This window comes from Polyangium sorediatum, assembly GCF_029946465.1.
Lineage (GTDB): Bacteria > Myxococcota_A > Polyangia > Polyangiales > Polyangiaceae > Polyangium > Polyangium fumosum.
In genome coordinates, this window is the sequence record NZ_JARZHI010000003.1 from 187823 (window position 1) to 212495 (window position 24673).

At 68.8% G+C, this 24673-nt stretch carries 19 protein-coding genes and 1 pseudogene; 12 read left to right on the plus strand and 8 right to left on the minus strand.

From position 1 onward, the window contains the following. Nucleotides 1-101: 101 nt before the first annotated feature. The 5 genes from QHF89_RS04980 (at nucleotide 102) to QHF89_RS05000 (ending at nucleotide 6040) form a co-directional block, all read left to right on the plus strand. A complete protein-coding gene (locus QHF89_RS04980; RefSeq protein ID WP_136967255.1) occupies nucleotides 102-1376 on the plus strand; it encodes an STAS domain-containing protein in 1275 nt (424 codons plus the stop codon). Then, complete coding sequence (locus tag QHF89_RS04985) at nucleotides 1364-1951, plus strand: Maf family protein (protein WP_136967254.1); 588 nt, start codon at nucleotides 1364-1366, stop codon at nucleotides 1949-1951. The genes QHF89_RS04980 and QHF89_RS04985 overlap by 13 nt, the downstream gene beginning before the upstream one ends. A gap of 4 nt (nucleotides 1952-1955) precedes the next feature. Continuing rightward, nucleotides 1956-3263 (plus strand): aspartate aminotransferase family protein, encoded by a 1308-nt coding sequence (locus tag QHF89_RS04990; protein ID WP_136967253.1) that lies wholly within the window; start codon nucleotides 1956-1958, stop codon nucleotides 3261-3263. A 147-nt stretch (nucleotides 3264-3410) separates the two neighbouring features. After that, complete coding sequence (locus QHF89_RS04995) at nucleotides 3411-5459, plus strand: hypothetical protein (RefSeq protein ID WP_284720071.1); 2049 nt, start codon at nucleotides 3411-3413, stop codon at nucleotides 5457-5459. A gap of 212 nt (nucleotides 5460-5671) precedes the next feature. Then, complete coding sequence (locus tag QHF89_RS05000; protein WP_136967252.1) at nucleotides 5672-6040, plus strand: mannan-binding protein; 369 nt, start codon at nucleotides 5672-5674, stop codon at nucleotides 6038-6040. 3 nt (nucleotides 6041-6043) lie between these two features. Here the strand turns inward: QHF89_RS05000 and QHF89_RS05005 are convergent, their stop codons facing one another. From QHF89_RS05005 to QHF89_RS05020, 4 genes are all read right to left on the minus strand, one after another. Further along, on the minus strand, nucleotides 6044-7669 hold the full coding sequence (locus QHF89_RS05005) for an ABC-F family ATP-binding cassette domain-containing protein (RefSeq protein ID WP_136967251.1): 1626 nt from the start codon (nucleotides 7667-7669) through the stop codon (nucleotides 6044-6046). Nucleotides 7670-7756: 87 nt separating this feature from the next. After that, a complete protein-coding gene (locus QHF89_RS05010; protein ID WP_136967250.1) occupies nucleotides 7757-8179 on the minus strand; it encodes an STAS/SEC14 domain-containing protein in 423 nt (140 codons plus the stop codon). Between the two features lie 15 nt (nucleotides 8180-8194). Further along, a complete protein-coding gene (locus QHF89_RS05015) occupies nucleotides 8195-8830 on the minus strand; it encodes a hypothetical protein (RefSeq protein WP_136967249.1) in 636 nt (211 codons plus the stop codon). Nucleotides 8831-8936: 106 nt separating this feature from the next. Next, the gene (locus tag QHF89_RS05020; protein ID WP_284720072.1) at nucleotides 8937-10016 is read right to left on the minus strand and encodes an alpha/beta hydrolase family protein; all 1080 of its coding nucleotides are present in this window, start codon (nucleotides 10014-10016) and stop codon (nucleotides 8937-8939) included. A gap of 351 nt (nucleotides 10017-10367) precedes the next feature. On the opposite strand from QHF89_RS05020, the gene QHF89_RS05025 reads away from it, so the two are divergent. Both QHF89_RS05025 and QHF89_RS05035 read left to right on the plus strand, forming a co-directional pair. Further along, nucleotides 10368-11342, plus strand: coding sequence for an alpha/beta hydrolase family protein (locus tag QHF89_RS05025; RefSeq protein WP_284720073.1), 975 nt, complete (start codon nucleotides 10368-10370; stop codon nucleotides 11340-11342). A gap of 14 nt (nucleotides 11343-11356) precedes the next feature. After that, a pseudogene (locus QHF89_RS05035) lies at nucleotides 11357-11769 on the plus strand (VOC family protein). Between the two features lie 10 nt (nucleotides 11770-11779). Here QHF89_RS05035 and QHF89_RS05040 read toward each other — a convergent pair. From QHF89_RS05040 to QHF89_RS05055, 4 genes are all read right to left on the minus strand, one after another. Continuing rightward, the gene (locus QHF89_RS05040) at nucleotides 11780-12625 is read right to left on the minus strand and encodes an alpha/beta fold hydrolase (protein ID WP_284720076.1); all 846 of its coding nucleotides are present in this window, start codon (nucleotides 12623-12625) and stop codon (nucleotides 11780-11782) included. 280 nt (nucleotides 12626-12905) lie between these two features. Beyond that, the gene (locus tag QHF89_RS05045) at nucleotides 12906-13880 is read right to left on the minus strand and encodes a hypothetical protein (RefSeq protein ID WP_136967246.1); all 975 of its coding nucleotides are present in this window, start codon (nucleotides 13878-13880) and stop codon (nucleotides 12906-12908) included. Beyond that, the gene (locus tag QHF89_RS05050) at nucleotides 13880-14596 is read right to left on the minus strand and encodes a TVP38/TMEM64 family protein (protein ID WP_136967245.1); all 717 of its coding nucleotides are present in this window, start codon (nucleotides 14594-14596) and stop codon (nucleotides 13880-13882) included. Before QHF89_RS05050 ends, QHF89_RS05045 begins: the two co-directional genes overlap by 1 nt. A gap of 37 nt (nucleotides 14597-14633) precedes the next feature. Next, entirely contained in the window at nucleotides 14634-15920 is a 1287-nt protein-coding gene (locus QHF89_RS05055; RefSeq protein ID WP_136967244.1) for a styrene monooxygenase/indole monooxygenase family protein, read from the minus strand. Nucleotides 15921-16372: 452 nt separating this feature from the next. Between QHF89_RS05055 and QHF89_RS05060 the strand changes: the two genes are divergently transcribed. The 5 genes from QHF89_RS05060 (at nucleotide 16373) to QHF89_RS05080 (ending at nucleotide 24629) form a co-directional block, all read left to right on the plus strand. Continuing rightward, the gene (locus QHF89_RS05060; protein ID WP_136967243.1) at nucleotides 16373-16807 is read left to right on the plus strand and encodes a hypothetical protein; all 435 of its coding nucleotides are present in this window, start codon (nucleotides 16373-16375) and stop codon (nucleotides 16805-16807) included. An 84-nt stretch (nucleotides 16808-16891) separates the two neighbouring features. Beyond that, entirely contained in the window at nucleotides 16892-20911 is a 4020-nt protein-coding gene (locus tag QHF89_RS05065; RefSeq protein ID WP_136967242.1) for a DNA topoisomerase 3, read from the plus strand. A gap of 48 nt (nucleotides 20912-20959) precedes the next feature. Beyond that, the gene (locus QHF89_RS05070) at nucleotides 20960-22453 is read left to right on the plus strand and encodes a serine/threonine-protein kinase (RefSeq protein WP_136967241.1); all 1494 of its coding nucleotides are present in this window, start codon (nucleotides 20960-20962) and stop codon (nucleotides 22451-22453) included. Further along, complete coding sequence (locus QHF89_RS05075) at nucleotides 22450-23289, plus strand: hypothetical protein (RefSeq protein ID WP_136967240.1); 840 nt, start codon at nucleotides 22450-22452, stop codon at nucleotides 23287-23289. Before QHF89_RS05070 ends, QHF89_RS05075 begins: the two co-directional genes overlap by 4 nt. Beyond that, nucleotides 23289-24629 (plus strand): LamG domain-containing protein, encoded by a 1341-nt coding sequence (locus tag QHF89_RS05080; RefSeq protein WP_136967239.1) that lies wholly within the window; start codon nucleotides 23289-23291, stop codon nucleotides 24627-24629. The genes QHF89_RS05075 and QHF89_RS05080 overlap by 1 nt, the downstream gene beginning before the upstream one ends. Nucleotides 24630-24673 lie beyond the last annotated feature (44 nt).

Below are 24673 nucleotides of genomic sequence, written 5' to 3' on the forward strand. Positions count from 1 at the left end.
CGCGGCGGGGGCGCGTCGCAAATTCGAAAGGCGCACGCGCTCCTCGGCCCTGGATCTCGCGGCGCCGGCCCGTGCACGATTTTCGCTTGTCCCACGCGGGTATGAGCGCAGAGACCCGACGCCCCTCGGAAGAACACCCCCTCGCTCTCTTCCGCGACGCGTTGCTCGCGCAGAAGGACGTCCTCATCGATCGCGCCATCGAACGGACGAAGGCGTTCATCCCCTTTCTCGACGAGCTGCCCCGGGACGCCCTCGTGGACTCGATCGGAGAGGACGCGCTCGCGTATGCGCACGCGCTCGTGGCGGCTGATTTCACCGATCTACGCGCCCGGGCGCGCGGCTGGTGCGAGAGTCAGATCACCCTGGACCAGGGCAGCGCGCTCGTGCTCCAGACCGTCGAGGCGGTCCGGAAGGACTACCTGGAGCTCACGCTCGAAGCGTTCGCCCGGGGCGTCCCCGGAGCCCGCGAAGGCGCGCTTCGGTTGATGGATGCGTTCGGCGCGGTCCACGCGGAGCTCGACGCGTGTTACCACGGCGCGTCGGAGCAGGAGGTCGCGGGCGATCGGCTCTTCCGGAAGTTCGTCGACGCCTCGCCCGATCCGGTGGCGCTCACGCTGCGCAGCGAGGGCGTGCTCTACGCAAACGCTGCCTTCAAGCAGACGTTCGGCGAGGACATCCCGGGCCGAATGCTCGCCTCGTTCGTCGAGGACGACCAGAGAGAAGCGTTCGCGAAGCTGCACGATGCGGTGGATCGGACGGGGCGCGGGCGCGGCGAGATCCGCATGCGGCGCGCGGACGGCGGCGTGTACAGCGCGGATGTGACGGCATTCGACGCGCGCGCCACGGGCGATCGAATCACGGCGCGATTCATGTTGCTCCGCGACAAGGGCCCGCTCGTCGCGGCGGAGGAGGCGCGCATGCAGCTCCAGATGCAGCTCCAGGAGGAGCTCATCGCCTCGCAGGCGGCGGCGATCCGCGCGCTCTCGACGCCGCTCTTGCCCATCGCGCCGGGCGTGCTCGTGATGCCGCTCGTGGGCGCCCTGAGCGAGCAGCGCGCCGAGCAGATGCTCGAGACGTTGCTCGAAGGCATCTCGAAGCGGGGCGCGCGCGTGGCGATCGTCGACATCACGGGCGTGAGCGACGTCGATTCGCACGTGGCGCACGGCATCCTGCGGGCCGCCCGCGCGGCAGCGCTGCTCGGCGCGCGGGTGTTCCTGACGGGCATCCGCGGGCCCGTCGCGCAGACGCTCCTCGCCCTCGACGCGAACTTCGGCAACCTCGGCCTCGTCACGTGCAGCACGCTCCAGGACGGCGTCGCGCGCGCGCTTCGCGGGACCGAAGGCCAGGGGTATGCTCCGCGGCGATGGACCGGTTGATCCTCGCATCCACGTCTCGCTTCCGCCGCGCGCTGCTCGACCGCCTCGGCCTCCCCTACGAAGCCCGCGCGCCCCACTTCGATGAGATCCCGCCCAAGGGCATGGCGCCCCGGGATGTGGCCCGCGTGTTCGCCGAGGGCAAAGCGAAGAGCCTCGAGGCCACGCCGGGCGCGTGGGTCATCGGCGCCGATCAGGTGCCCGAGTTCGACGGCCGCATCCTACGAAAAGCCGAGAGCCAGGACGAGTGCCGCGCGCAGCTCGCCGCGCTCGCCGGCCGCACGCACATGTTGCATACGGCCGTGGTGCTCTGGTCGGCCTCCGAGGGCCGGATGCTCGGCGAGACGGTCACCGTCGAGCTCACGATGCGCCCGCTCTCGGCGGCCTTGATCGATCGGTACGTCACGCTCGATGATCCGGTGGGGAGCGCGGGCGGGTATCTCTTCGAAAAACGCGGCATTGGGCTCTTCGAATCCGTGCGCGGCGGGGACGAGTCGGCCATCGTGGGGCTGTCCTTGCTCTCGCTCTGCCGCCTCCTGCGCGAAGCCGGGATCGAGCCGCTCGATCTCGCGAGGTGACGAAATGACCCCGATGGATCACGCAGAGATCCTGCGCAAAGGCATCGAGGACTTTCGTCGGTTCGTCAATCCGCTCGTCGCCGCGCGGGTGGTCATGACGGGCGAGCCGCACCGCATGGCGGGAACACGGGACGGGAAGCTCGTCGAGGAGGGCGGGCAGCTCATCGAGGATTTGCACGGCACGCAATCCCTCGGGCACCGGGTCGCGGCCGTGGCGGACGCGGTGCGCGATTGGCTCGCGACCGACGCGCCGTCCTGGTATCCGTCGCGGGTCAATCCCTACGCGGGGCGGCTCGGGCGCGCGCTCTTCGAGCGGACGGGCTACGACAACGCGTTTTTCGGGATGTCGGGCAGCGACGCGGTGGAGGCGGCGATGAAGCTCGCGCGCGCCGCCACGGGGCGCCCGCGCGTGCTCTCGCTGCTCGGCGCCTACCACGGCACCACGATGGGGAGCTGCGCGCTCATGAATCCGGGGATGTTCCGGGATCCGTTTGCGCCCCACCTCCCCGACGTCGCGCCCGTCCCGCGCGAGGACGTGGACGCCCTCGCGCGCGCGCTCGCATCCGACGACGTGGCCGCGATCATCGTGGAGCCGATCCAGCTCGAAGGAGGGGTGTTCCCTTTGTCGGAGCGATACATTGCGGCCCTGTGCGAGCTCACGGAGGCGCACGGAACCTTGCTCGTGGCGGACGAGGTGCAGACGGGCCTCGGCCGGCTCGGTCGATTCCTCGGGACCTCGACGTGGCCGCGCCGCCCGGATGTGATCGTGCTGGCGAAGGCGCTCGGCGGCGGCCTCTTGCCGTGCTCGGCCATGCTCACGCGCAAGGAGATCTTTTTGCGCGCATATGGGAAGGACATGGCCACGGCGGAGGCGCACAACGTGACGTTCGGCGGCAATGCGATGTCCTGCGTCGCGGCGCTCGCGATGCTCGACCTGCTCTCGCCCGAGGTCCTCGCCGTGGCCAAGACGCGCGGCGACCATTTTCAGGCGGCGCTGGGGCGCGGGCTCGCGGGCTCGCCGCTCGTCGTGGAGGTGCGCGGCGCGGGGCTCATCGCGGGCGTGGAGCTCACGGCGACGGACCACCCGTGGCTCTCGTTCGAGCATTTCGGCATGGAGGAGCTCCACGGGCATTCGCCGATCGGCCTGCTCGTTTGCCACCGCATGTACAAGCGGGGCTACTACTGCTTCGTGTGCGGGCACCGCTGGAATACGCTGCGGCTCCAGCCGCGGCTCGATATCTCGGAGGCCGAGATCGACGCGTTCGTGGCGGCGCTGCGCGCGGAGATCGATTCGATCGCGGAACTCGTGTAGGGGCGCGCGCCGAAGTTTTTGGAAAAGGCTGCTGCCGCGGAAAGGGCGGCGGCGTCGGCGCCTTCCTTGCATTCACCCGCGGTGGGGGAGACCATGCGCATGCCGCGCACGCCACACCTTCCGCGATCCCACGGATTCCGCATTTTGATGAGCGCGATCTTGGCGCTCGCCGCGTGCACGGGCAGAGGTTATGCAGATCCACGCACGGACGTCGCGCCCTTACGGCACGCCGCTCCGTCCCCTGCCCCCGAGCTTCTGCGCTTCGACATCATGTCTGGATCCATTTCCAATCACTTCTATCGCCGCGGCGCGGTCGCGGCGCACCTCCTCACGACGTCCGGCGCCGCCCCCCGCCTCCTCGTGGCGTTTCCCGCGGGCAATGCCGGCCTCGTCCTCGGCTTCGCGCCTCTCGCGCAGCCTACGGCGTTCGACCTCGCGCATTCCACCACGCTCGAAGGCGTCGAGCTGCCCGATGGCATGCGCGGCGTCACGGCGCATCTCGCCGCCCGCGCGCCCGCGTTGCGCGTCGACCACGCCCTCTTGGCCGGGATCCGATTTCTGCGCGACGACATGGCCGGAGGCCTCGGCCCTGGGGCGCCGTCACTCGCGCATGAGGTCGATCCCGGACCGCCCCTCACCCTGCGCCGCACCATGCTCGATGGCCGACGCATCGAGCTCCGCATCGAGCCCGTGGAAGGGTCGACGCTCGCGCTCGAAAACAACGATATCGTCCTGCACGCCGGCCCCAGCGGCGACCTTCACTTCTTCGTCACGGCTCTCCACGACGAGCCGCCGCTCGCGCCGTTTCCGGTCGAGGATCTCCTCGATGCGCAGGCAGCAAACGATCCGCAGGCGCGAAAGGCCCTCGCCTTCCTCGCATACCGCGAAAAGTTCCTCGCCGGCTCCTGGCGCTTCTTGACCTATTTCGGGCGTGACACGCTGCTCGCGCTGTACATGCTCCGGCCCGCACTCGAAACCCCTGCCATCGAGGCCGGGCTCGGCTCGGTGCTCGATCGGCTCGCCCCGGACGGCGAGGTCGCGCACGAGGAGGCCATCGGCGAATACGCGGCGTGGCTCCATTCCATGGCGACCCCACGCCCCGCGGATCTACGCGCGCCCGTCCTCGATTACAAGATGATCGACGACGACTTCCTCCTCGCCCCCATGGCCGCCGCGTACCTGCTCGACATGCCCGCGGGGAGCGCGCGCGCCCGAGGATTCCTCGCCCGCAAGACGCCTTCAGGCGTGCTTTATCGCGACGCGCTGCGGAACAACCTCGCGCTCGTCCTCGCGCGCGCGGCCCCTTATGCGGCGCACCCGGGCCCGGGGACGCTGGTCGCGCTGAAGCCGGGCCTTCGCGTGGGCAACTGGCGCGATTCGGAGCAAGGCCTCGGGGGTGGGTTGATCCCGTTCGATGTCAATGTGGCGCTCGTCCCCGCGGCCCTGCGCGCCGCCGCGCGCCTCTTCGCGAGCGACCTTCTCGGCCCGGACCCCGCTGCGGCCGACGAGGCGCGAGCCTACGCCGACGCATGGAAAGGGGTCGAGCGCCATTTCAGGGTGGAAATCCCCACGGCGACGGCACGCGCGCGCGTCAACGAATACGCGGTCTCGGTGGGTCTCGACGGTGCCGCCGCCGTCGCATCCATCGATACCCCGGTTCGCTTCTTCGCCCTCGCGCTCGATGCTGCGGGCCAACCGATCCCGGTCATGCATTCGGACACGGCGTTCGTTTTGCTCTTCGACGAACCCTCGCCCGAGGTTCTCACCCTCGTGGCCCACGAGCTCCTGCGCCCCTTCCCGGCCGGGCTTCACACAGACGTCGGCATGCTGGTCGCGAATCCTGCGTATGCGGGTGATGCTGCCCTCGCCGCAATGTTCACGCGCGCCGATTACCACGGGACGGTGGTCTGGTCGTGGCAACAAGCCGCGATGGCCGCGGGCCTTTCCCGGCAGCTCGCGCGCAAGGATCTACCCGCCGCCACGCGCGAAGCACTCGTCCTGGCCGAGCGCGTGTTGTGGGAGGGCATCGAAGCCACCCACGCGCGGCGCGCCGAGGAGCTGTGGAGCTGGGAGCCTGCGGGCGGCAAGGCCGTGCTCCTCCCGTTTGGTCAAGCGCGCGGCCACGTGGACGAATCCAACGCGCTGCAGCTCTGGAGCACCGTCTATCTGGCGCTCCGGCCGCCGCCCAGGCTTTGACACCCCGTCAGAACCGGCGCGGGCGTCGCAGCTTTCTCCTTATCGTCCCGACCTCACGCGGGAGGGCGCCCCGCGCTACCTGGCCGACGGATTGACGTCATGTCGGTCAGCACAAGGTGCGTTGCAGAGCCGTGCGCCGCTCGATTCAGCGCAGATCGACGACGTCGACGGTTTCAACCCAAATTGCCGACAGCGAAGGGGAGTCGTGAATCATGAAAAAGCTGCTCGTGACCAGTCTCTTTGCGATCGCTGGCGGGCTTTTGTTCCTCCGTACGGCCATGGCGTTCGACGTCAACGCGGGCCCCATCTGGAACAACGCCGACGCGCAGAACAAATGCCCGGCCGTCTGTAACGGCCTGCAATGGAATGGGCAGTGGACGACCACCGTGCCCAATCAAATGTCGGTTTGCGGGACGGTCCAGGGGGTCGACGTACCGGTCGGGCCGATCTGGAACAACGACGACGCGCAGACGAAATGTCCGAGCCAGATCAGCCGCGTGACCTGGAGCGGTCAGTGGACGACCACCGTGTGGGGCCAGATGTCGGTCTGCGGCTGCACCCCGCCGCCCCCGGCGAGCTAGCCGCTACCGCCGGAGCCCCGGCGCCTCGTGCCCGCTCGTGGCCACGTATTCGAGGTAGCCGCCGCCGTACTTGTGCACGCCCTCCGGGGTCAATTCGAGCACGCGGTTCGAGAGCTGCGCGAGGAAATGGCGATCGTGGGAGACGAACAGCATCGTCCCCTCGAAATTCGAGAGCGCCTCCACCAGCATCTCCTTCGTGGCGATGTCGAGGTGGTTCGTCGGCTCGTCGAGGACCAGGAAATTCGGCGGATCATAGAGCATCCGCGCCAATACGAGCCGCGCCTTCTCCCCGCCGGAGAGCACGCGGACGGGCTTGTCCACGTCGTCGCCCGAAAAGCCGAAGCAACCCGCCAGCGTGCGTAGCGTGCCGAGCGAGGCGTCGGGGAAGGAGTGGATGAGCGTGCCCGTCACCGTGAGCTCCGGATCGAGCACGTCCATGGCGTGCTGCGCGAAATACCCGAGCTTCACGCTCGCCCCGATCGAAGCACCTCCCGCGTCGGGCGTGAGCTCGCCGGCGATCATCTTGAGCAGCGTGGATTTGCCCGCGCCGTTCACGCCCATCACGCACCACCGCTCGCGCCGACGGACCAGGAAATCGAGCCCGTCGTAGACCGTGCGGCTCCCGTAACGCTTCACCACGCCGTCGAGCTTCGCGACGTCCTCGCCCGAGCGGGGCGGCGCGCGGAAATCGAACATCTGCGGCCGCTTGCTCTTCTTCGGCGGCTCCAGTTTGTCGATCTTGTCGAGCTTCTTCACGCGGCTCTGGACCTGCGCCGCCTTCGCCGCGTGGGTCTTGAACCGCTCGATGAAGCGCATCTCCTTGGCGAGCATCGCTTGCTGGCGCTCGTATTGCGCCTCGGCCTGCTCGGCGGCGATCGCGCGCTGCCGCTCGTAGAAATCGTAATTGCCCGTGAACGTGGTGAGCTCGCCGCCGTCGATCTCCAGGATCTTCGTGCAGATCCGGTTCATGAACGCCCGATCGTGGGCGGTGATGACGAGCGCGCCCTCGTAGGACTTCAAAAAACCTTCGAGCCAGATGATCGACTCGATGTCGAGGTGGTTCGTCGGCTCATCGAGCAGGAGCACGTCGGGCCGGAGCAGGAGGATCCGGGCGAGCGCCACGCGCATCTTCCAGCCGCCGGAGAGCGTGCCGACGTCGCGATCCATGAGCTCGTTCGAGAAGCCGAGGCCCGCGAGGATCTCCCGCGCCCGCGCGTCGAGCGCATACCCGTCGAGCTCGCTCCATTTCGCCTGGGCCTGCCCGTATCGTTCGAGCAGCTCCTCCATCTCGTCGGCCCGGTCCGGATCGGCGAGCGCCGCTTCGAGTTCGGCGAGCTCGGCCGCGATCTCGGAGACGGGGCCGACGCCGTCCATCGTCTCGGCGACGATGCTCTTGCCCTTCATCTCGCCGACGTCTTGCCGGAAATACCCCACCGTGACGCCACGATCGATGGAGATCTGCCCCTCGTCCGGCGCCTCCTCGCGGGTGATCAAGCGGAAGAGCGTGGTCTTGCCCGAGCCGTTCGGGCCGACGAGGCCGATCTTCTCGCCGCGGTTGACGGCGGCAGACGCCTCGACGAAGAGGATCTGCTTGCCGTGGCGCTTGCCAATGGAGTCGAGCCGGATCATGCGGGGCGCCTACTTAGCGGACCGCGGGCCCTAACGCATCCGAAAAAAACACGCCGTCCTCCGGAGGATGGAGGAACGGCGTGCGGCTCACGCGCCGCGCCGCGCGGTCGGCTTCCAGGTACGCCTGCATTCTTCGAGGTAGGCCCGCGCCTCCGCCATTGTCTCGAAGAACCGCAGCGTCGCCACACCGCCCGTGAGCAGCTTCGTGGCGCGCGCGAGGAGCTCGATCACGACCTGGATGGAGTAAGGCGCGCCGACGACGGCCGCGATGTGCGGCGGCAAGGACTTCGGCCGGCCGAGCCCTTCTCCTTTCGCAATGCGCGACATGCCCGCGGCGTGCCGAACGTCCGCGAGCACAAAGATACGGCCGAGCGCGAGGAGCCGCTCGTCGTGCACCCGCCACATCGCGGCCATCTCTCCCGACTCCAGGTCGCCATGGAACTCCATCACGAGCAGGTCCTCCTGCTCGAAGCGGAGCACGTGCCTGCCGATGTGGATGTCCTCGTGCATCGATTCAATAGGCGGTCACGGCATCGGGCAGCGCGGGTCCCCGTTTTGCGTCATCTGGATGACGTCGTCGCCGATGGGCAGCGGATCGCAGCCGTGACCCTTCTCGCAGATGAAATCGAACTCGGGCGTGGCCTTCGCGTGGCAATCAAGGCAATTGCCGTTGAACTGGTTCACGACGTCCGTGACGCCGCGCTTCACGATCTTCGTGCCCATCTCCGAGACTTCCAGGAAAAAAAACTCCCAGTCGCCCGACTCCGCGGCGAAGCCCGGCGCGCGCTTGACCATCGCCTCGGTCGGGATGAGCTGGATCACGGTCCCCACGGGGTAATCCGTCGTGCCGGGGGCATTGGCCGCGGCGAGCGTAGCGTCGAGGTTGCCGAGTTTGTTCGTGATGCGGAAGGAGCGGACCTTCTCCCAATCGAGGATGCAATCGAAATCGGCGTCGGTCATGACGAGGTCCGCGCCTCCGCTGCCGCCGCTGCCGCCGCTGCCGCCGCTGCCTCCGCTACCGCCGCTGCCTCCGCTACCGCCCGCGCCCGCATTGCCCCCCGCGCCTCCGCTGCCGCTGTTGTCGTCGCCGCATGCAGCGACGGACGCGCACACGAGGACCAATCCGAGGATCGAAGCAAAACCGAGGCGGGAAGGGATCATGTAGAAGCTCCTCTGTGGGGCTCACGCGAGGACAGCGTCGCCCTGTTTCGCCTTCTACAAGCTTTCCCACCCCCTCACAACGGCAATTCTTTGCGTGAGGCGCGGCTCAGGGGGTCTTCGCCGTGCGGCGCTTGTCGCGGAGCCAGGCGAGGCCCGCGTCGAAGACGACGTCGTGCCCGCCCTCGAAGAGCACGAGCGTGGCGCTGCCAGAGGTGCGCGTGAGGTACGACGGCGCGCCGGCGCGCTCATAAAGGTCATGGGAGGAGGAGGTCGACACACGCCGCGTCGCCGTGGGAGCGAGGAGCTTGGCGAGCACGTCGTCCCCCACGCGATCGGCCGGCTCGACGAGGTCATTGAAGGCGGAGATCGAATGCCGCGGGGGCACGATGTCGTCACGAATGCCCGTGGCCACATAGACCGGCACGCCGGCCTGCTTCGCCTTTGCGAGGAGCGCGCTCGGGCTGCGGCGGGAGCACTCGTGGAATGCGCGCGTGTCCGGGCGCGGCGCGCCTCCGCACACGCCCTCGATGAAACGCGCATAATGCCGCTTCGGGGCGTGCTTCCGGTTGTACACGTACCAATCGGGGATGTCGTAGACCGGCGCCCACGCCACGACGCCCGCCCATAGCTCCGGGTGCCGCCCCGCCATCGCGAGCGCGGTCATGCCACCGCCGGAGAAGCCCGCGAGATAGATGCGCGTCTCGTCGACGTGGCCGCGCTGCTTCGCGTAGACAATGGCGTCGAGGATGTCCTGCGCAGCGAGGTCCGAGGCGGCGGCCTCGGGCCGGAGGTACGGCCCCCGAAAATCGGGGTGCACGAAGACCCAGTCGTTTTGCGCGGCGAACATGGCATACGGGATGCCGATGTTCTGCCGCCAGTCGGTGCTCCAGCTATGCAAGACCACGAGGAGAGGACGCTTGCCGGCCGCGCCCGAATCGAAGAACATGGCCCGCTGCGCCGCGCCGTCGGCAGACGATTTGAGCGTCACGGCCTCGATCCCGGGGACGCGCTCTTTCCACGCCCCAAGGCCCGAGGCGCCCTCGCCGCCTGGAAATCGGGAGGCGAGCGTGAACGCGGGCTCCACGCGCTTCACGCCCTCGGCGCGCGCAGGCCCCTCCGTGATCGAAAAAAGCGCCACGAGCGCCACCAGGGCAAGGAACCGAACACGATTCTGGATACGATGCATGCGGTCGTCTCTCGGAGCGCGGGTATAGCGGCTCCACCCAGCCGAGGCCATGCATCACGCATGAATTGCGAATGCTGCGTTCGCCCGTCCGCGCGCCGGGGAACGACGTGAATGAGGCACGGCGATTGCGTTCTCCGCGGGCACGGGACGAACGTATCCAGGCGCGCGAGGCCGCGCAGGGAGGGTGCAATGCCGAGCCCCATCGTTTCCATGCTGGTGCTCCTCGCGGGGCTCCTCGTCTCCGGGTGTCGGGAACCCCCCACGGCGCACGCGGAGCCCCACGCACCTCCGCAGGCGTCCGCGCCTCGGCCAGCGCCCATGCCAGGCGAGCGCACGCGAGAGCCGCTTTCGTTGATTCCGGAGTTCCCACGCGCGGCCGGCGGCCCGTTCCCGTTCGGCGCGCAGGATTTCTCGGTGTGGCAAGCACGCATCCCGCGGATCGAGGAGGTCGAGATAAATTCGTCCCTCGACGGGAGCAAGCAGCGCGCGCTGCTTTACGATCCGGGCCGACCCGAGCCGCGCCCGCTGCTCGTGGCGCTCCATAGCTGGAGCGAGAATTATTTGCAGAACATCGGCATTCCGTACGGGATCTTTGCCGAGCGAAACGGCTGGGTGCTCATCCACCCCGATCACCGCGGGCCCTACCGGTCCCCCGCGTCGACGGCCTCCGAGCTCGCGCAGAGGGACGTGCTCGACGCGATCGACTACGCAAAGCAACGCGCACGCGTGGATCCGACACGGATCTATCTCGTCGGGTATTCCGGCAGCGCGATGACGTCGCTCGTGCTGGCGGGGCGGCACCCGGGGATATGGGCCGGCGTCGTGTCCTGGGTGCCCATTTACGACCTCGTGGACTGGTACGGCTGGCTGCGCTCGAACCTGCCCGAGCGCCATTACGCGCACGAGGTCGCCGCGGCCTGCGGCGGCGCGCCCCGGCCGGGCACGGCCGCCGCGGACGAATGCCGCCGGCGGAGCCCGCGCTCGCACCTCCAAGCGGCGCGCGGACGGGTGAACGTCTATCTCGGCGTGGGGCTCTGGGACCAGCTCGTCCCCCCGGATCACGCGCTGCGCGCGTTTAATGACCTCGCGGCGCCCGCGGATCAGGTGCCGGTGGAGGACATCGGGCGAATCACCAAGACGCGCAGCATCCCGGAGACCCTCGGCGCCCCGGAGGCGCGCCCGCTCTACGAGGCCGCGAAGGCGAAGGTGGTCTTCGAACGCACGAGCGAACGCGCGACGGTGGTGGTTTTTCAGGGCGGACACGACGTGATCTACAACGCGGGGCTCTCGTGGCTTTCCAGCCAGCAGCGAACCGTGCTTCCATGAGCGTCGACAAACCCATGGCCACCTTGCTCGTCAACATCGACGTCGATGATCTCGACCGCGCGATCCACTTTTACACGGGCGCCTTCGATCTCCGCATCGGCCGCCGCTTCGGCGGCGCCGGCGTGGAGTCGTGGGCGCGAACGCCGCGATCTATCTGCTCGTGAAGCAGGCGGACCGCCCTCCCTTTCCCGGGTCGACCTCGCCGCGGTCGTATGCCCGCCACTGGACGCCGGTCCACCTCGATTTCGTGGTGGAGGACCTCGACGGCGCGCTCGTGCGGGCCGAGGCCGCCGGGGCGGTTCGCGAAGGCGACGTAGGCGCGCACGCCTGGGGCCGGATCGTGCTGCTCGCCGATCCGTTCGGGCACGGGCTCTGCCTGATTCAGTTTTCCGAGAAGGGATACGACGCGATCGCCACGAATGCGTGAGGGAGCGGCGTCACTCGACCTCGGCGAGCCGCGTCCCCGCGAGCCTGCGCCAGAGCGAGGGGCGCGCGTCCTCGGGCGCGCGCGGAGGACGAGCGCCCGGGCGCAGCCGCGGCGCGCGCTGGGGTTCGTCGAGGAAACGGAAGAGCTCGGACAGGATCTCCGGCACGGCCTCGCGGTGCGGGTAATGGCCGACGTTCGGGAAACGCCGGACGATGGCGCCGTCGACGTAATGGTGCACGGTCTCCGCGTGCTTGACAGGAATCACCGGATCCCGATCCCCCCAGTACACCGCGAGCGGCGGCAGCTCGCGCAGCCGGTGGGCGTGATCGAGCAGGTGCTCGCGTTGCCCCCGCAAATCGACGGCATTGCGCAGCGTCCGGAAGAGCGCGCGCGCCGAGCCCGGGCGGCCATTCATCTCCACGAGGTGCCTGCGCTCCGCTTCATCGAAATTGCCGCCGAGCACGCGCACGCCCGCGTTCGTGCCGAGGCCCATGAGCACGGGCGCCGCGAGGTCGAGCAGGCCCGTCGACGAGGCGAGGCGCAGCGGCGCGGCGACCTCGAGGCCGAGCCCCCCGGCGGCGACGAGCGCCAGCCGATGCACGCGCCCCGGCTGTTCGAGCAGCACGTGCATCGCGATGCCGCCGCCAAGGGAATGGCCAATCAGATCGAAATCTGACAGTCCCAGCGAACGAATCCATTCGACGACGAGGCTCGCGTACCAGGAGACGTCATACGACGCGTCGTACCGGCTCGACTGCCCGTGGCCCGGCAGATCGAGGGCATAAAGCCGCCGATCCCGCGCGAGCGCCGGGGCGATCTTGTTCCAGGTCCGGGAGGTATCTGCGAGGCCGTGCACCAGAACGGCGGGCCTTTGACGCTCGTGGGCATGCCCGGCATGCGGAGCCCACTCCTCCCAGAACACGTTGCCCCCCCGGAACGAACGGCGATGGCTGCGGCAAGCGACGGACGTCATGGGCGAGGTTAAGAATAAAGCCACGCACGCTCGGCTGTCCACGATTTCGGCACTTTTACGTCGCGAAAACGTCACGATGCAACCCATGGTTTGCACCGCGGCGTCATGGAGCGAAGAGGGATACGCGGCCGCGTGATCCAGCGTGCGGATCACTGTGACGATCTCATCCGCCTTCGTTTGGGCCAAACCGCTCCGCGAAAACACGCGCGAGCTTTCGTGATTTGCGGGCGGAGACGATCTCGCCCACCCGCGACGTGAGCCGGGTGTCGTGCCGGTGGAGCGAGAGCGCCTGGATCACGTGGATCGCGCGGCTCTCCGGGGCCTCTGCGAGGAGCTCCAGCAAATACGTCAAGGCGTCGCCGGTGCGGAGCAAGGCCACGCCGAGGAGCACGGTCTTCTCCATCTCGGCGTTCGCGTGCGCGAGGGCCTCCTTGAGCACCAAAAGCGCTTCCGGCAAGCGCGACTCGCCGAGCGCGAGCGCCGCGGTCTCGACCCCGGCTTCGAGCGCGGCCGCGACGACAGGCAAATACTGGCGTGGTTCGAGCGCGAGCATTCCTCGATAACACGCGCCGAGCACGTCGGGCTCGGGATCGCCCACGAGGACGCGTGTATGAAGCACGGCCGCGCAGACGACCTCACACGTGTCCCGGAGCGCTTCGGCCGCGGCGACGCGGGCCTCGGGCGTTTCATCGAAGAGGAGCGGGGTCACTTCGAGCGCGGCGCGCGGAAAGTTCGTCCGGACGAGCGCATGCGCCGAGAGGCCGCGGACGAGCCCCGCCGTATCGACGGGCGGGCCCACGGTGACCTCGATCTGCACGTACCGGAGGCCCTTGCGATACGTGTCCCACACATCAGCTTCGAGCGTGATCAGCGCCTCCAGGACCTTCTGTTTCGCGTGGCAGCCGCGATCGGACATCGCAGGCATGCCGAGGAGCCGATCAAAAGCCGCGACGAGGTCGGGCGCGAGCGCGCGGAGCCCGAGATCGGCTGCGACCTTCGCCGCCTCGCCCACGAGAAAAGGGTTCGGATCGGAAAGGAATCGCGCGAGATCGGGCGTGGCGGCCGACGGCGGCTCGGCGCGGGCGAGCTCGCGAATACGAGCGAGTTTGTCGTCGAAGGTGTTTTTCCGGGCCGCCATCAGGGCTCCGCCGCTTGCGAGGGCGCAGCGAGCGCCTTGTCCAGGGAGCGGCGCGCGATCCGCGAGGTGACGACGAGCGCGCCGAGCGTCACGACGAATCCGAGGACGAGCGTGATCCAGCCGAGCGACCCGGGCGCCTTGGCCTCCCCCGAGAGCAACGCGGCCGCGCTCTCCACGCTCGCGCCGACGTAAACGTGAAAAAGCGTGGCCGGCAAGAGGCCGAGGAACGAGCCCGCCGCGAATGCACGGAGCGAGAGCGGCGTGGCCGAGAGCATGTACGTCCCGATGTTCTGTGGAAAGGCGAAGGTGACGCGCAGGAGGAAGGTAATCTTGAACCCGTCGGCGCGGACGGCGCGCTCGACGGCGCGCCAGAAATGGGCCTCGCCCGCGCGCATCGAGAGGAGCTTGCCGATCGAGGCGCGGCCGAAGAGGAAGCAAAGGCAAACGCCGAGGGTGACGCCCGGCCACGCGATCATCATCCCCTTGCTGAAGCCATACGCGTACCCCGCGAGGCCCGACATGACCCAAAGGGGCGTGGTGATCGCGAGGGCGAGGACCTCGACGCCGAGGAACAGGAGGGCGCCGGCCGCGCCCGCCTCGCGCATGTACCCGACGAGCGAGACGAGCGCGTTACGTACGGCCGGCAGGCGCAGGAGCACGAGCGGAAGGGCGAGCAGCCCGAGGAGCAGGAGGACTCGTTCGAGGCGGCGCCGCATCAGGCGCGCACCCTACCACACGCAGGCGGAAGGGGGGCTACGCAGAGGCCGGTGCCACCGAGACCGCGCCCGCGCTCCGCGAGGTCTTCGCGCGTCGGAACCCTTCGAGGAACGCATCAACGCCCTCGGGGCCGCGGAAGATCCGCCATTGCAAGGCAGGGTTGTCCAGGTTCGAGGCGAACGCGTCCGCGATGCGCTGATCCCGCGACGCCGCCGAGAAGATCGCCATCGTGTGCGGCGGCGGCGGCGAGAGGAAGGCGTTCGTCCACTCCATCGAGGGGCCGACGAGGGACCAGAGCCGCTCGTCCACGCCCTCGCAGAACCTGCGATCGAGCGGACGACCCGCGGCGAGCGCCTGGACGATCGACTCGCCGAGCGCCCATGCGCTGCGCGAGGCCGCGTTCGCGCCCTGCCAGAGCACGGGATCGTGCGTGGCGAAGGCATCCCCGACCGCGACGGCGTAACGGCCTTCGCCGAGCTCGACATACGCGCGCCGCGCCGTCGGGACGATCGCGGCCTGCATGCAATCGCGCGGGCGCGTCAGGTGAAACGTCTGGCGATCGACGCGGGCATGGACGTTCGGCGCGTTCGCTTCCAGCAAATCGAGCACGAGGCTCTCGACCACGTGCGGATCGTCGTCGCAGGGGACACGCGTGAGGGCGTCGAGCGCGCCGCCGGGGATGGCCTCGAAGAGGAGGCAACTGACGGGCCCCTCCGCCGTGAGGAGCTGGCTCTCGAAGATCTCGCCGTGCCCCGGGACGATCTGAAAGAGCAGGCCAAGCTCCTGCGGAAAATCGATGCCCCGAAAGAGGCCCGCGAAGAGGCGGCGCTGCGGTTCGAGCCAGGGAGAACGATGGTAGTCGCGCGGGAACACGGTGCCGAGATCGCCGCGGCCGGTCGCCACGACGACGAGGTCGTGCGCGTCGCCGAGGCGCGCGAGGTTCGACGCCGGAAGGACGCCGGAGCGGATCACGCGGCCGCCGCGCGCCTCGAAATCTTCGAGCAGCCGGGGGAGGTAGAGGCGCATGTCGATGAAAAGCGCCGGGGGATCGATCCGGCCCTGCGAGGAGAGCTCGGGCAATCCTTTGACCCGCACGTCGACGTGAAAACATCCGAACGTCGCGTCGTCCCAATGGTTGGTGCCGAGCTCGCGATCCCGCGCGCGCGTCGATCCGAGCAGCGCCGCGGTGCTCGGCAGGCGCGAGGATCGGATCTCGTCGCTCGATCGGTCCGTATAAAGGGAGCAGGAGATGCCGCGGCTCCGGAGGTACAATCCGAGCTGCAACCCCGCGATGCCGGCTCCCACGATGCCAATGCTGCTCATCGAAGCCCCTTCCTGCGCTGGATGGCTGCGTCGCGAACGAGCCGTGACGCGCCCCCAAACGTGCCTATCAGGAACACACGATATACCCGTCCACGACGGCGGTCCATCGTCCAAGACGACGGCCGATAGCTGACGTCTGCCCAAGGACACGCCCCAGGAGGTGTACGTACACGGACATGGTGCACACGAATTCCACGGGGACCCGCTGGATCGCATGTGTCCTCGCATGCCTGCTCGTCGGTTGCGCACAGGCACGCGCCACGACGACGCCGCCGGAAGGCCCGTCCCTCGGCACCGCCACGGATTGGATCACCTCCCTCGACCAGGAAAACGCAAAAACCACGCCCTCGCAGATCGAAGGGCTGCGTGCGAAAGCAAGAGCTGTATGTCCGGATCCGCCAGGAACAGGAAGTACGAACACGCTGTCACGCGGGGCACAGCGTTTCGGGGCGATGTCGCGGCGAGGTTGCCGGGGGCTGCCGCTCGCCAAGGAGCTTCAGCTCCTGGAGCGGCTGCTCCGCGCGACGCCGAAGGAGCACGCGGACTGGATCCGCATCGTGGACCGGATGGCGCAGACGGCATTCGCCATGGAGGACGAAGCGTTCCGTGCCTGTAGCGAGCTCGAGCGTTCGCCGCCCCGAGATCAAAAGCAGCTCGCGTATGGCGAGAGCACGCTACGCACGATCGAGGGGGCGCTCGCGTACGCCCGGCGCACGACGAGGTTCGCCTGCGATACGCTGGCGCGGCACCCGAGCCACCGAGCGAACGCGCCCTGCGACGAGACGCTGCCGCCGCCCCCCACGAACCCCACGCAGGTATGCGCGGAGACGAACGCGTCGTTCCCGGCCGAACCGCCGGCGCCAGGTTGCGAAGCGGTCGCGCCCTGAAGCGCGAAGCCCAGCGCGGCATGGATTGCCCATCCCCGCCCCCTTTGTCATGATGCGCCGCCCCCGAGCCGGGGGCCGCTGCCCATGACCATCGCCGTCGTCGCCGAAAAGCCGTCCGTGGCCCGGGACATCGCCCACGTGCTCGGCGCGAACAAGGCGAGCGAAGGTGCGCTCGAAGGCGCCGGTTACGTGGTGACCTGGGCGATCGGTCACCTCGTGGCGCTGGCGCAGCCGCACCAGATGGACCCGGCCTGGAAGCGCTGGGACCTGCGAACGCTACCGATGCTGCCGCCGACCTGGCCGCTGACGGTGCTGGAGGAGACGCGCAAGCAGTTCGACGTGGTGAAGAAGATCCTGCTCCGCGCGGACGTGGAGTGGGTGGTCTGCGCGACGGACGCCGGGCGAGAAGGCGAGCTGATCTTCCGCTACATCTACGACGCCGCAGGCAGCAACAAGCCAGTGCGGAGGCTCTGGATCTCCTCGCTGACGGCGGACGCGATCCGGACGGGCTTCCGGAAGCTCCGGGACGCGCGGGACTACGACGCGCTGGCGGACGCGGCGCGCGGGCGGAGCCGAGCCGACTGGCTCGTCGGGATGAACCTGTCACGGGCCTACTCGCTGTCGCTCGGGCACGATCTGTCGGTCGGGCGGGTGCAGACGCCGACGCTCTCGATGGTGGTCGAGCGAGAACAAGCGATCCGCGCGTTCGTGCCGGAAGACTACCTGGAGGTGCGGGCGACGTTCGCGCCGGAAGGAGCGCCGGACGGGCCGGACGGGCGGTACGAGGGGATCCTGCTGGATGTCCCGGAAAAACCAGGCGGCCCGGAAAAACCGAGGCGACTGCCGCCGGACGGGGAGGAGGCGGAGCGGATCACGCGACGGGTGAGCGCGGGGCGCGCGGTGATCACGAAGGTGTCGGCGGAGACGCGCCGGATCCCGCCGCCATTGCTGTACGATCTGACGGAGCTGCAGCGGCACGCGAACCGGCTGTTCGGGTGGAGCGCGCAACGAACGCTCGACCTTGCGCAATCGCTTTACGAGCGGCACAAGCTGATCAGTTATCCCCGCACGGACAGCCGGCATCTGTCGACGGACGTGGCGCAGACGCTGCCGTCGGTGGTGAAGACGATCGAGGGGAACTACCAGGGGCTTCTGGCGCCGGGGACGGGGCAAAGGCCGCTCGGGCGGCGGTTCGTGGATGACACGAAGGTGACCGACCACCACGCGATCGTGCCGACGACGACGGCCGCGCGCGGATCATTGTCGGCGGAGGAGCAAAAGCTTTACGACCTGGTCTGCCGGAGGCTGCTCGCGGCGTGGCACGAGGATCTGATCGAGCGAACGACGACGGTGATCACGGAAGTGACGTCGCCGGAAGCGGTGGATCGATTTCGATCGGCGGGGACGGTGGTCGAGCAAGTGGGCTGGAAGGTGCTGGACCTCGGGGGGGCCGGTACGAAAGAGGGGCCGAAAAAAAGAAAGAAGGGCGATGCGGAGGGGGCCGAGGAGGAAGCAGAGGCGCAAAAGCTGCCGCGAGGGCTTTCGGAAGGAAAAACCGCGCGGGTGCTGGGGGCCAAAGCGGAGAAAAAGACGACGAAGCCGCCGAACCGGTACACGGAAGCGACGCTCTTGACGGGGATGGAGACGGCCGGAAAGACGGTGGAGGAGAAAGAGCTGTCGGACGCGATGAAGGACACGGGGCTCGGGACGCCGGCGACACGCGCGGCGATCATCGAGACGCTGATCAAGCGGGAATACGTGGTCCGGATGGGGAAGAGTTTGGCGGCGACGGACAAGGGGATTCTGCTGGTAGGGTCGGTTCATCCGCATGTGAAGAGCGCCGCGATGACCGGGGAATGGGAGGCGCGTTTGGCGAGGTTGTCGCGTGGGGAGGGAGATTTGAAGGCGTTCATGCGGGGGATTGAAGCGTATGTGAAGTATGTGGTGGGCGCGGTGCAGGATGGGGACGATCGGCCCGCAGGTGCCGGGGCTTTGGAGGGCCGGGGCGGTTCCCCCGAACTCGGGCCCGCAAAGCGGGCCCTCAAACAACAGGACCCACCACCCCGGCCCTCCAAAGCCCCGGCACCCGCGGGCCTCGAACCAACGGCGGCTCGCGCGAAGAGTGCGCGCAAGGAGAAGGAGGGGGTGGGGAAGAAGGGGAAGGTCGATCCGGGGGTGGTGCCGAGCAAGGTGACGGCGTTTGCTTCGGCGGGGGTGGTGAAGGGTATGGGACAAGCGCGGAGGTTGAATGGGCAGGCGGAGCTGCCGCTGGGGGAGCGGCGGGAGGTTCGGGCGGACGCGACGCTGGGGGAGATTTTAAGGGAGCGTTTTGGGTTTCCTGGGTTTCGGCCTTATCAGGAGGCGGTTTGTCGGGCCGTGACCGAGGGGCAGGATGTGCTTTTGGTGATGCCCACGGGGGCCGGGAAGTCGCTTTGTTATCAGTTGCCAGGGATTGCACGACGGGGGACGACGCTTGTGGTGAGTCCCCTCATTGCTTTGATGGAAGATCAGGTGGGGAAGCTGCGGGCGCAAGGGTTTGCCGCGGAGCGGATTCATTCGGGGCGGGATCGGCAGAGCTCGCGGGCCGCTTGTGCAGAGTATTTGGCGGGGCGGTTGGATTTTTTGTTCGTGGCGCCGGAGCGGTTGCGGGTGCCGGGGTTTCCCGAGATGCTGGCCCGGCGGAAGCCGACGCTGGTCGCCGTGGATGAGGCGCATTGCATTTCCCATTGGGGGCATGATTTTCGGCCGGAGTATCGGATGCTGGGGCAGCGGTTGCCTTCGCTCCGGCCGGCGCCGGTGGTGGCGCTGACGGCGACGGCGACGCCGATGGTGCAAGACGATATCGCGCGGGAGCTCGGGCTGTCCGAGGCGGCGCGGTTCATTCATGGATTTCGGCGGACCAACATCGGGATCGAGGTGGTGGAGCTTTCGCCTTCGGCGAGGGCGGACGCGGTGAAGAAGCTTTTGGCGCCGAAGGAGCGGCGGCCGGCGATCGTGTATGCGCCGACGCGGAAGCACGCGGAGGAGACGGCGCGGGAGCTCTCGGAGCTGGGGGCAGCGGCGTATCACGCAGGGATGGAGACGGGGACACGGGACCGGATCCAGTCGGCGTTTCTGGGCGGGGAGCTCGAGGTGGTGGTCGCGACGATCGCGTTCGGAATGGGGGTGGACAAATCGAACGTGCGGACCGTGGTCCATCTGGCGCTGCCCGGGAGCGTGGAGGCGTATTACCAGGAGATCGGGCGCGCCGGGCGGGATGGGTTGCCGTCACGGGCCATCTTGATGCATTCGTTCACGGATCGACGGACGCACGAGTTTTTCTTCGAGCGCGATTACCCGGAGCCGGCGCTGCTCTCGGCGCTGTTCGCGGCGCTCGGGACGCGGCCGCAGACAAAGGAGGCCTTGGCCCCGCGGGTGGAGTCCGATCCGGAGAAATTCGAAAAGGTGCTCGAAAAGCTCTGGATCAGCGGGGGCGCGATCCTCGACGCAGACGGGGGGATCCGGCGGGGGAGCGAAGATTTCCTCGGCGAGTACGTGGCGCAGCGGAAGCACAAGCAGGAAGACCTGGCCAAGATGGCCCGGTACGCCGAAGGGCACGGGTGCCGGATGCTGCACCTGGTCCGGCATTTCGGCGACCAGGAGGACGACGGAAGGCCCTGCGGGGTGTGCGACGTGTGCGCGCCGGACGGGTGCGTCGGGAGGAAGTTCCGCGAGCCAAGCCGCGCCGAGACGGCGGCGATCCAGAAGATCCTCGACGCGCTCGCCGACGAAGACGGGCAGCCGATGGGGCGGCTGCATCGCGAGACGTTTGGCGAGTCGCTCGATCGGCGCTCGTTCGAGCACCTCGTGAACGGGCTCGTGCGCGCAGGGCTCTGCGAGGTGCGCTCGGACTCGTTCCAAAAGGGCGGGGAGTGGATCGAGTTCCAGCGGGTGTCGTTGACCGAGGAAGGACAAACCCACGGAGGCGGCGCACCCACGCGGTTCGTCACGCTCGACGAGGCGCCGAAGAAGAAGGCGCGCGGGAGCGGGAAGGCGAAGGGGAAGCGCAGCGGAAGCTCGAAGGCGTTCTGGGCCTGGAAGGCGCGGCAGAAGAAGGGTGGGTAAGAGATGTGGCCGCAAAAGGGCGCGGTCTGTTAGAGTGGCGACGGCCTCATGACAGGAGGGCACGCGGGCGCGCGCAAGGTCGGTCGGTACGCCCTCTACGGCGAGATCGCGTCGGGAGGCATGGCCACGGTCCATTTCGGGCGCCTGCTCGGGCCGTCGGGGTTCGCGCGGACGGTCGCGATCAAGCGGCTGCACCCGCAGTTCGCGAAGAACCCCGAGTTCTGCACGATGTTCCTCGACGAGGCGCGCCTCGCCGCGCGGATCAAGCACCCGAACGTGGTGCCGATCCTCGACATGATCGCCGAGGGCGGCGAGCTCTTGCTCGTGATGGACTACGTGCACGGCGAGAGCCTCGCGCGCGTGCTCCGGAACATGGAGCGCGACGGGTCGCAACGGCCGGCGCTGAAGATCGTGTCGGGCGTGATGACGAGCGTGCTGCACGGGCTTCACGCCGCGCACGAGGCCGTCGACGAGCGCGGTGATCCGCTCGGGATCGTGCACCGCGACGTGTCGCCGCAGAACGTGATCCTCAGCGCCGAGGGGACGGCGCGCGTGCTCGACTTCGGCGTGGCGAAGGCGATGGGCCGCGCTCAGGTGACGCGCGAGGGCGAGCTCAAAGGGAAATACGCGTACATGGCGCCGGAGCAGATCAAGCACGGCAGCCGCGTGGACCGGCGCGTCGACGTGTTCGCCGCAGCCATCGTGCTCTGGGAGATGCTCGCCGTGCGCAGGTTGTTCAACGGCGACAGCGAGCTCGCGATCATCGCGCAGGTGACGATGAACGAGATCCCGCCGCTGAAGCAGATCGGCGTCGAGGTGCCGCCCGCGCTCGAAGCCGTCGTGATGCGAGGGCTGTCGCGGGATCCGGCCGAGCGCTTCCAGACCGCGCGGGAGATGGCGATGGCGCTCGAAGCCGCGGTGCCGCCGGCCCCCGCATGGGAGGTCGGCGAGTGGCTCGCGCAGGTGGCGCCCGAGGGGATCACGCGGCGCGCGCGCGAGGTGCAAGCCATCGAGAACGCGTCGCTGTCGGACGCGGACGTGCCGTTGCCGGCGTCGCACGACGGGAGCGTGGACGCGGCGAGCATGCCGTCGGCGATGCGCTCCTCGCAGGTCTCGGGGATCGCGGTGCCCCATGCGCCGCAATCCGTGGCGCTTCCTCGATCCGTCGTGATCCTCGCGGCCGCCGTGCTCGTCGTCGCGCTCGGAGGCGCCACCGTGCTCTGGCTCGATCGAGGGCGCGCGGAGCATGCGACGGGGATCCAGCCGGTCGCGCCCACGAGCGCCGCGACGACGGCGAGCGCGTCTGCAAAGCCGCCCGAGCCCACGGTCACGCCCGCGCCCCCGGAGACGACGACGACGAGCACGAGCGCGCCCGTCGCGACGACGGCGGCGACGCCGCGATCGACGGCGAAGAGCGCGCCGACGGGCGCGGCGACAGCGACGACGACGAGCGGAAAGACGGCGCCCCGCGCGGAGGGCTGCAGCCCGCCGTACACCATCGACGCGAAGGGGATCCGCCGCATCAAGCCGGAGTGTTTGTGAAGACCCGAGCCCTTGTTTTCTTCGCCGCAGCGACGATCCCGCTCGCGGCCCCCGCCTCTGCCACGACGAAAAAAGAGTGCGTGGCGTCGTACGAGCAAACGCAGTCGCTGCGCAAGGAAGGCAAGCTCGCGCAGGCGCGCGAGGCGGCGCTCGTCTGCTCGGACAACACCTGCCCGCGCGTGGTGCGCGGCGACTGCGCCGAGTGGCTCGCCGAGATCGAGAAGAGCCTGCCGACCGTGGTGCTCGTCGCGCGTGACGACAAGGGCGACGAGACGGCGGACGTGCGCGTGTTCGAGGGGGACAAACTCGTGCGCGATCGGCTCGATGGGAAGGCCATGCCGATGGATCCCGGCGAGCACGTGCTGCGCTTCGAGCGGGACGGCGCGGAGCCCGTGACCCGCAAGGTGATCGTGCACGAGGGGGACAAACTCGTGCGGATCGAGGCTTCGTTCAAGAAGGAGCCGAAGGCCCCGGAGCCTTCACCCGAGGACGAGAAGGGCAGCGGCGTGCCGATCGCGCCGATCGTGATCGGCGGCGTGGGCCTCCTCGGGCTCGGCGCGGCCGGGGTGATCGGGCTCCTCGCACTCTCGGCGAAATCGGACCTCGAAGCATCGTGCGCGCCGCGCTGCACGGACGCGGCGGTGGATCCCGTGCGTACGAAGCTCTTGGCGGCGGACATCACGGCCGGGGCGTCGCTCGCCCTCCTGGGGGCGGCGGCGGTCGTGTATTTCGTGTCGAAGCCCAAGCCGACCGACGAACAGAAGAGCGCGATGCCCCGCCTGGAGTTTGCCCCGACGATCGGCGGCGGATTCGTGGGCCTTCGAGGAACCTTCTGATGAAGACGCACCTTTTCGCAGCGCTCGTCCCCCTCTCCTTCACGCTGGGCTGCTCGGCCCTCGTCGATCTCGACGCGCTCTCGTCGGGGGGCGGGAGCGGGAGCGGGAGTGGACCCGTCGAGCTGCCGGATGGGACGCTCGAATTCGTGGACGACGGGTTCGACGGCGAATTCGAGTTCGGGTCGTTCTCGGACACGGAGTGGGCGGCCGCGCGATTGCGCCTGAAGGCGAGCTCGCTCGACGGAGCGTTCCGCTCGCGGGTCTTCGACGCGGGCGAGCCCGTCGACTGGACCACGTTCACCTGGACCCCGGCCGGGCCGTACCTGAAAGCATTACCGGATTCCCGTGGCAAGGAGGTGGGGTACGCGGAGGGGTCGATGGACATGTCCGCGAACGTCCTCCTGCTCCACCTCGACGGCGCAGGCGCCCTGACCCCGGGGGCCGCGGCGATGGATACGTCCGGCCAGAAGGGCAACGCCGTCGTGACCGCGCCCGTGGGCACGACGCTCTCGTTCGAGGAGGGTCCGATCGGGCAGGGCCTCGCGGACAAACTCAATACGTACCTCGCGCTCGATACGATCTCGGGGGATTACGATTTCAACCAGGGGGACTTCACCTGGGCGCTCTGGGCCAAGACGGAGTCGAATTGCTCGGGGAACAAGGTCTTCCTCGGCGTCGACACCGGGTTCAGCGGCCCGCACCTCTGGCTCGGCTGCGCGCCGGCCGACTTCGGACCTTGCGGCGAGGGCTCGCCCGAGGGCCGCGCCGCAGGCACCTTCATGTCGAACTTCGATGACCCGAACGACGGTGTCCCGTTCTGCGGCGCGAGCCAGATCAACGACGGCCAATGGCATCACCTCGCGGCCGTCAAGAAGGGGCACGCGCAGGCCCAGGTCGTGCTTTACGTCGACGGGATCGCCGAGGCGACGCTCGGGACCACGTTCAACACCCCCATCTTCCTGACCGGCGACGACTTCAGCGTCGGCGCGCTGTCCAAAGGTGATTTCCAAGCCGAGGGGGCCTACGACGAGGTCGCCATCTGGAAACGCGCGCTCGGGCCGGACGAGGTGATGTCGATCTACCGGCGCGGCGGGGCGCGGCTCGCGCTGCGCGTGCGCGCTTGCAACGACCCGGCGTGCGAGGACGGCGATCCGCCGTTCGTGGGCGCGGACGGGAGCGACGGTTGGTTCGTCGATCCGACGGGCACGCTGGGCCCGCCCACGGACATGCAGCTCGTCGTGCCGAGGGCCCGCTACTTCCAGTACGAGGTGAGCTTCGAGGGCTACCGCGAGGGCGACGGCCCGGGGCTCTTCGCCGTGAAGGTCCACGCGAAGCGCTGATTTTCCCTTTCGCCCGCCGGGGTGTCTAGAAGCGCGAACGAGGT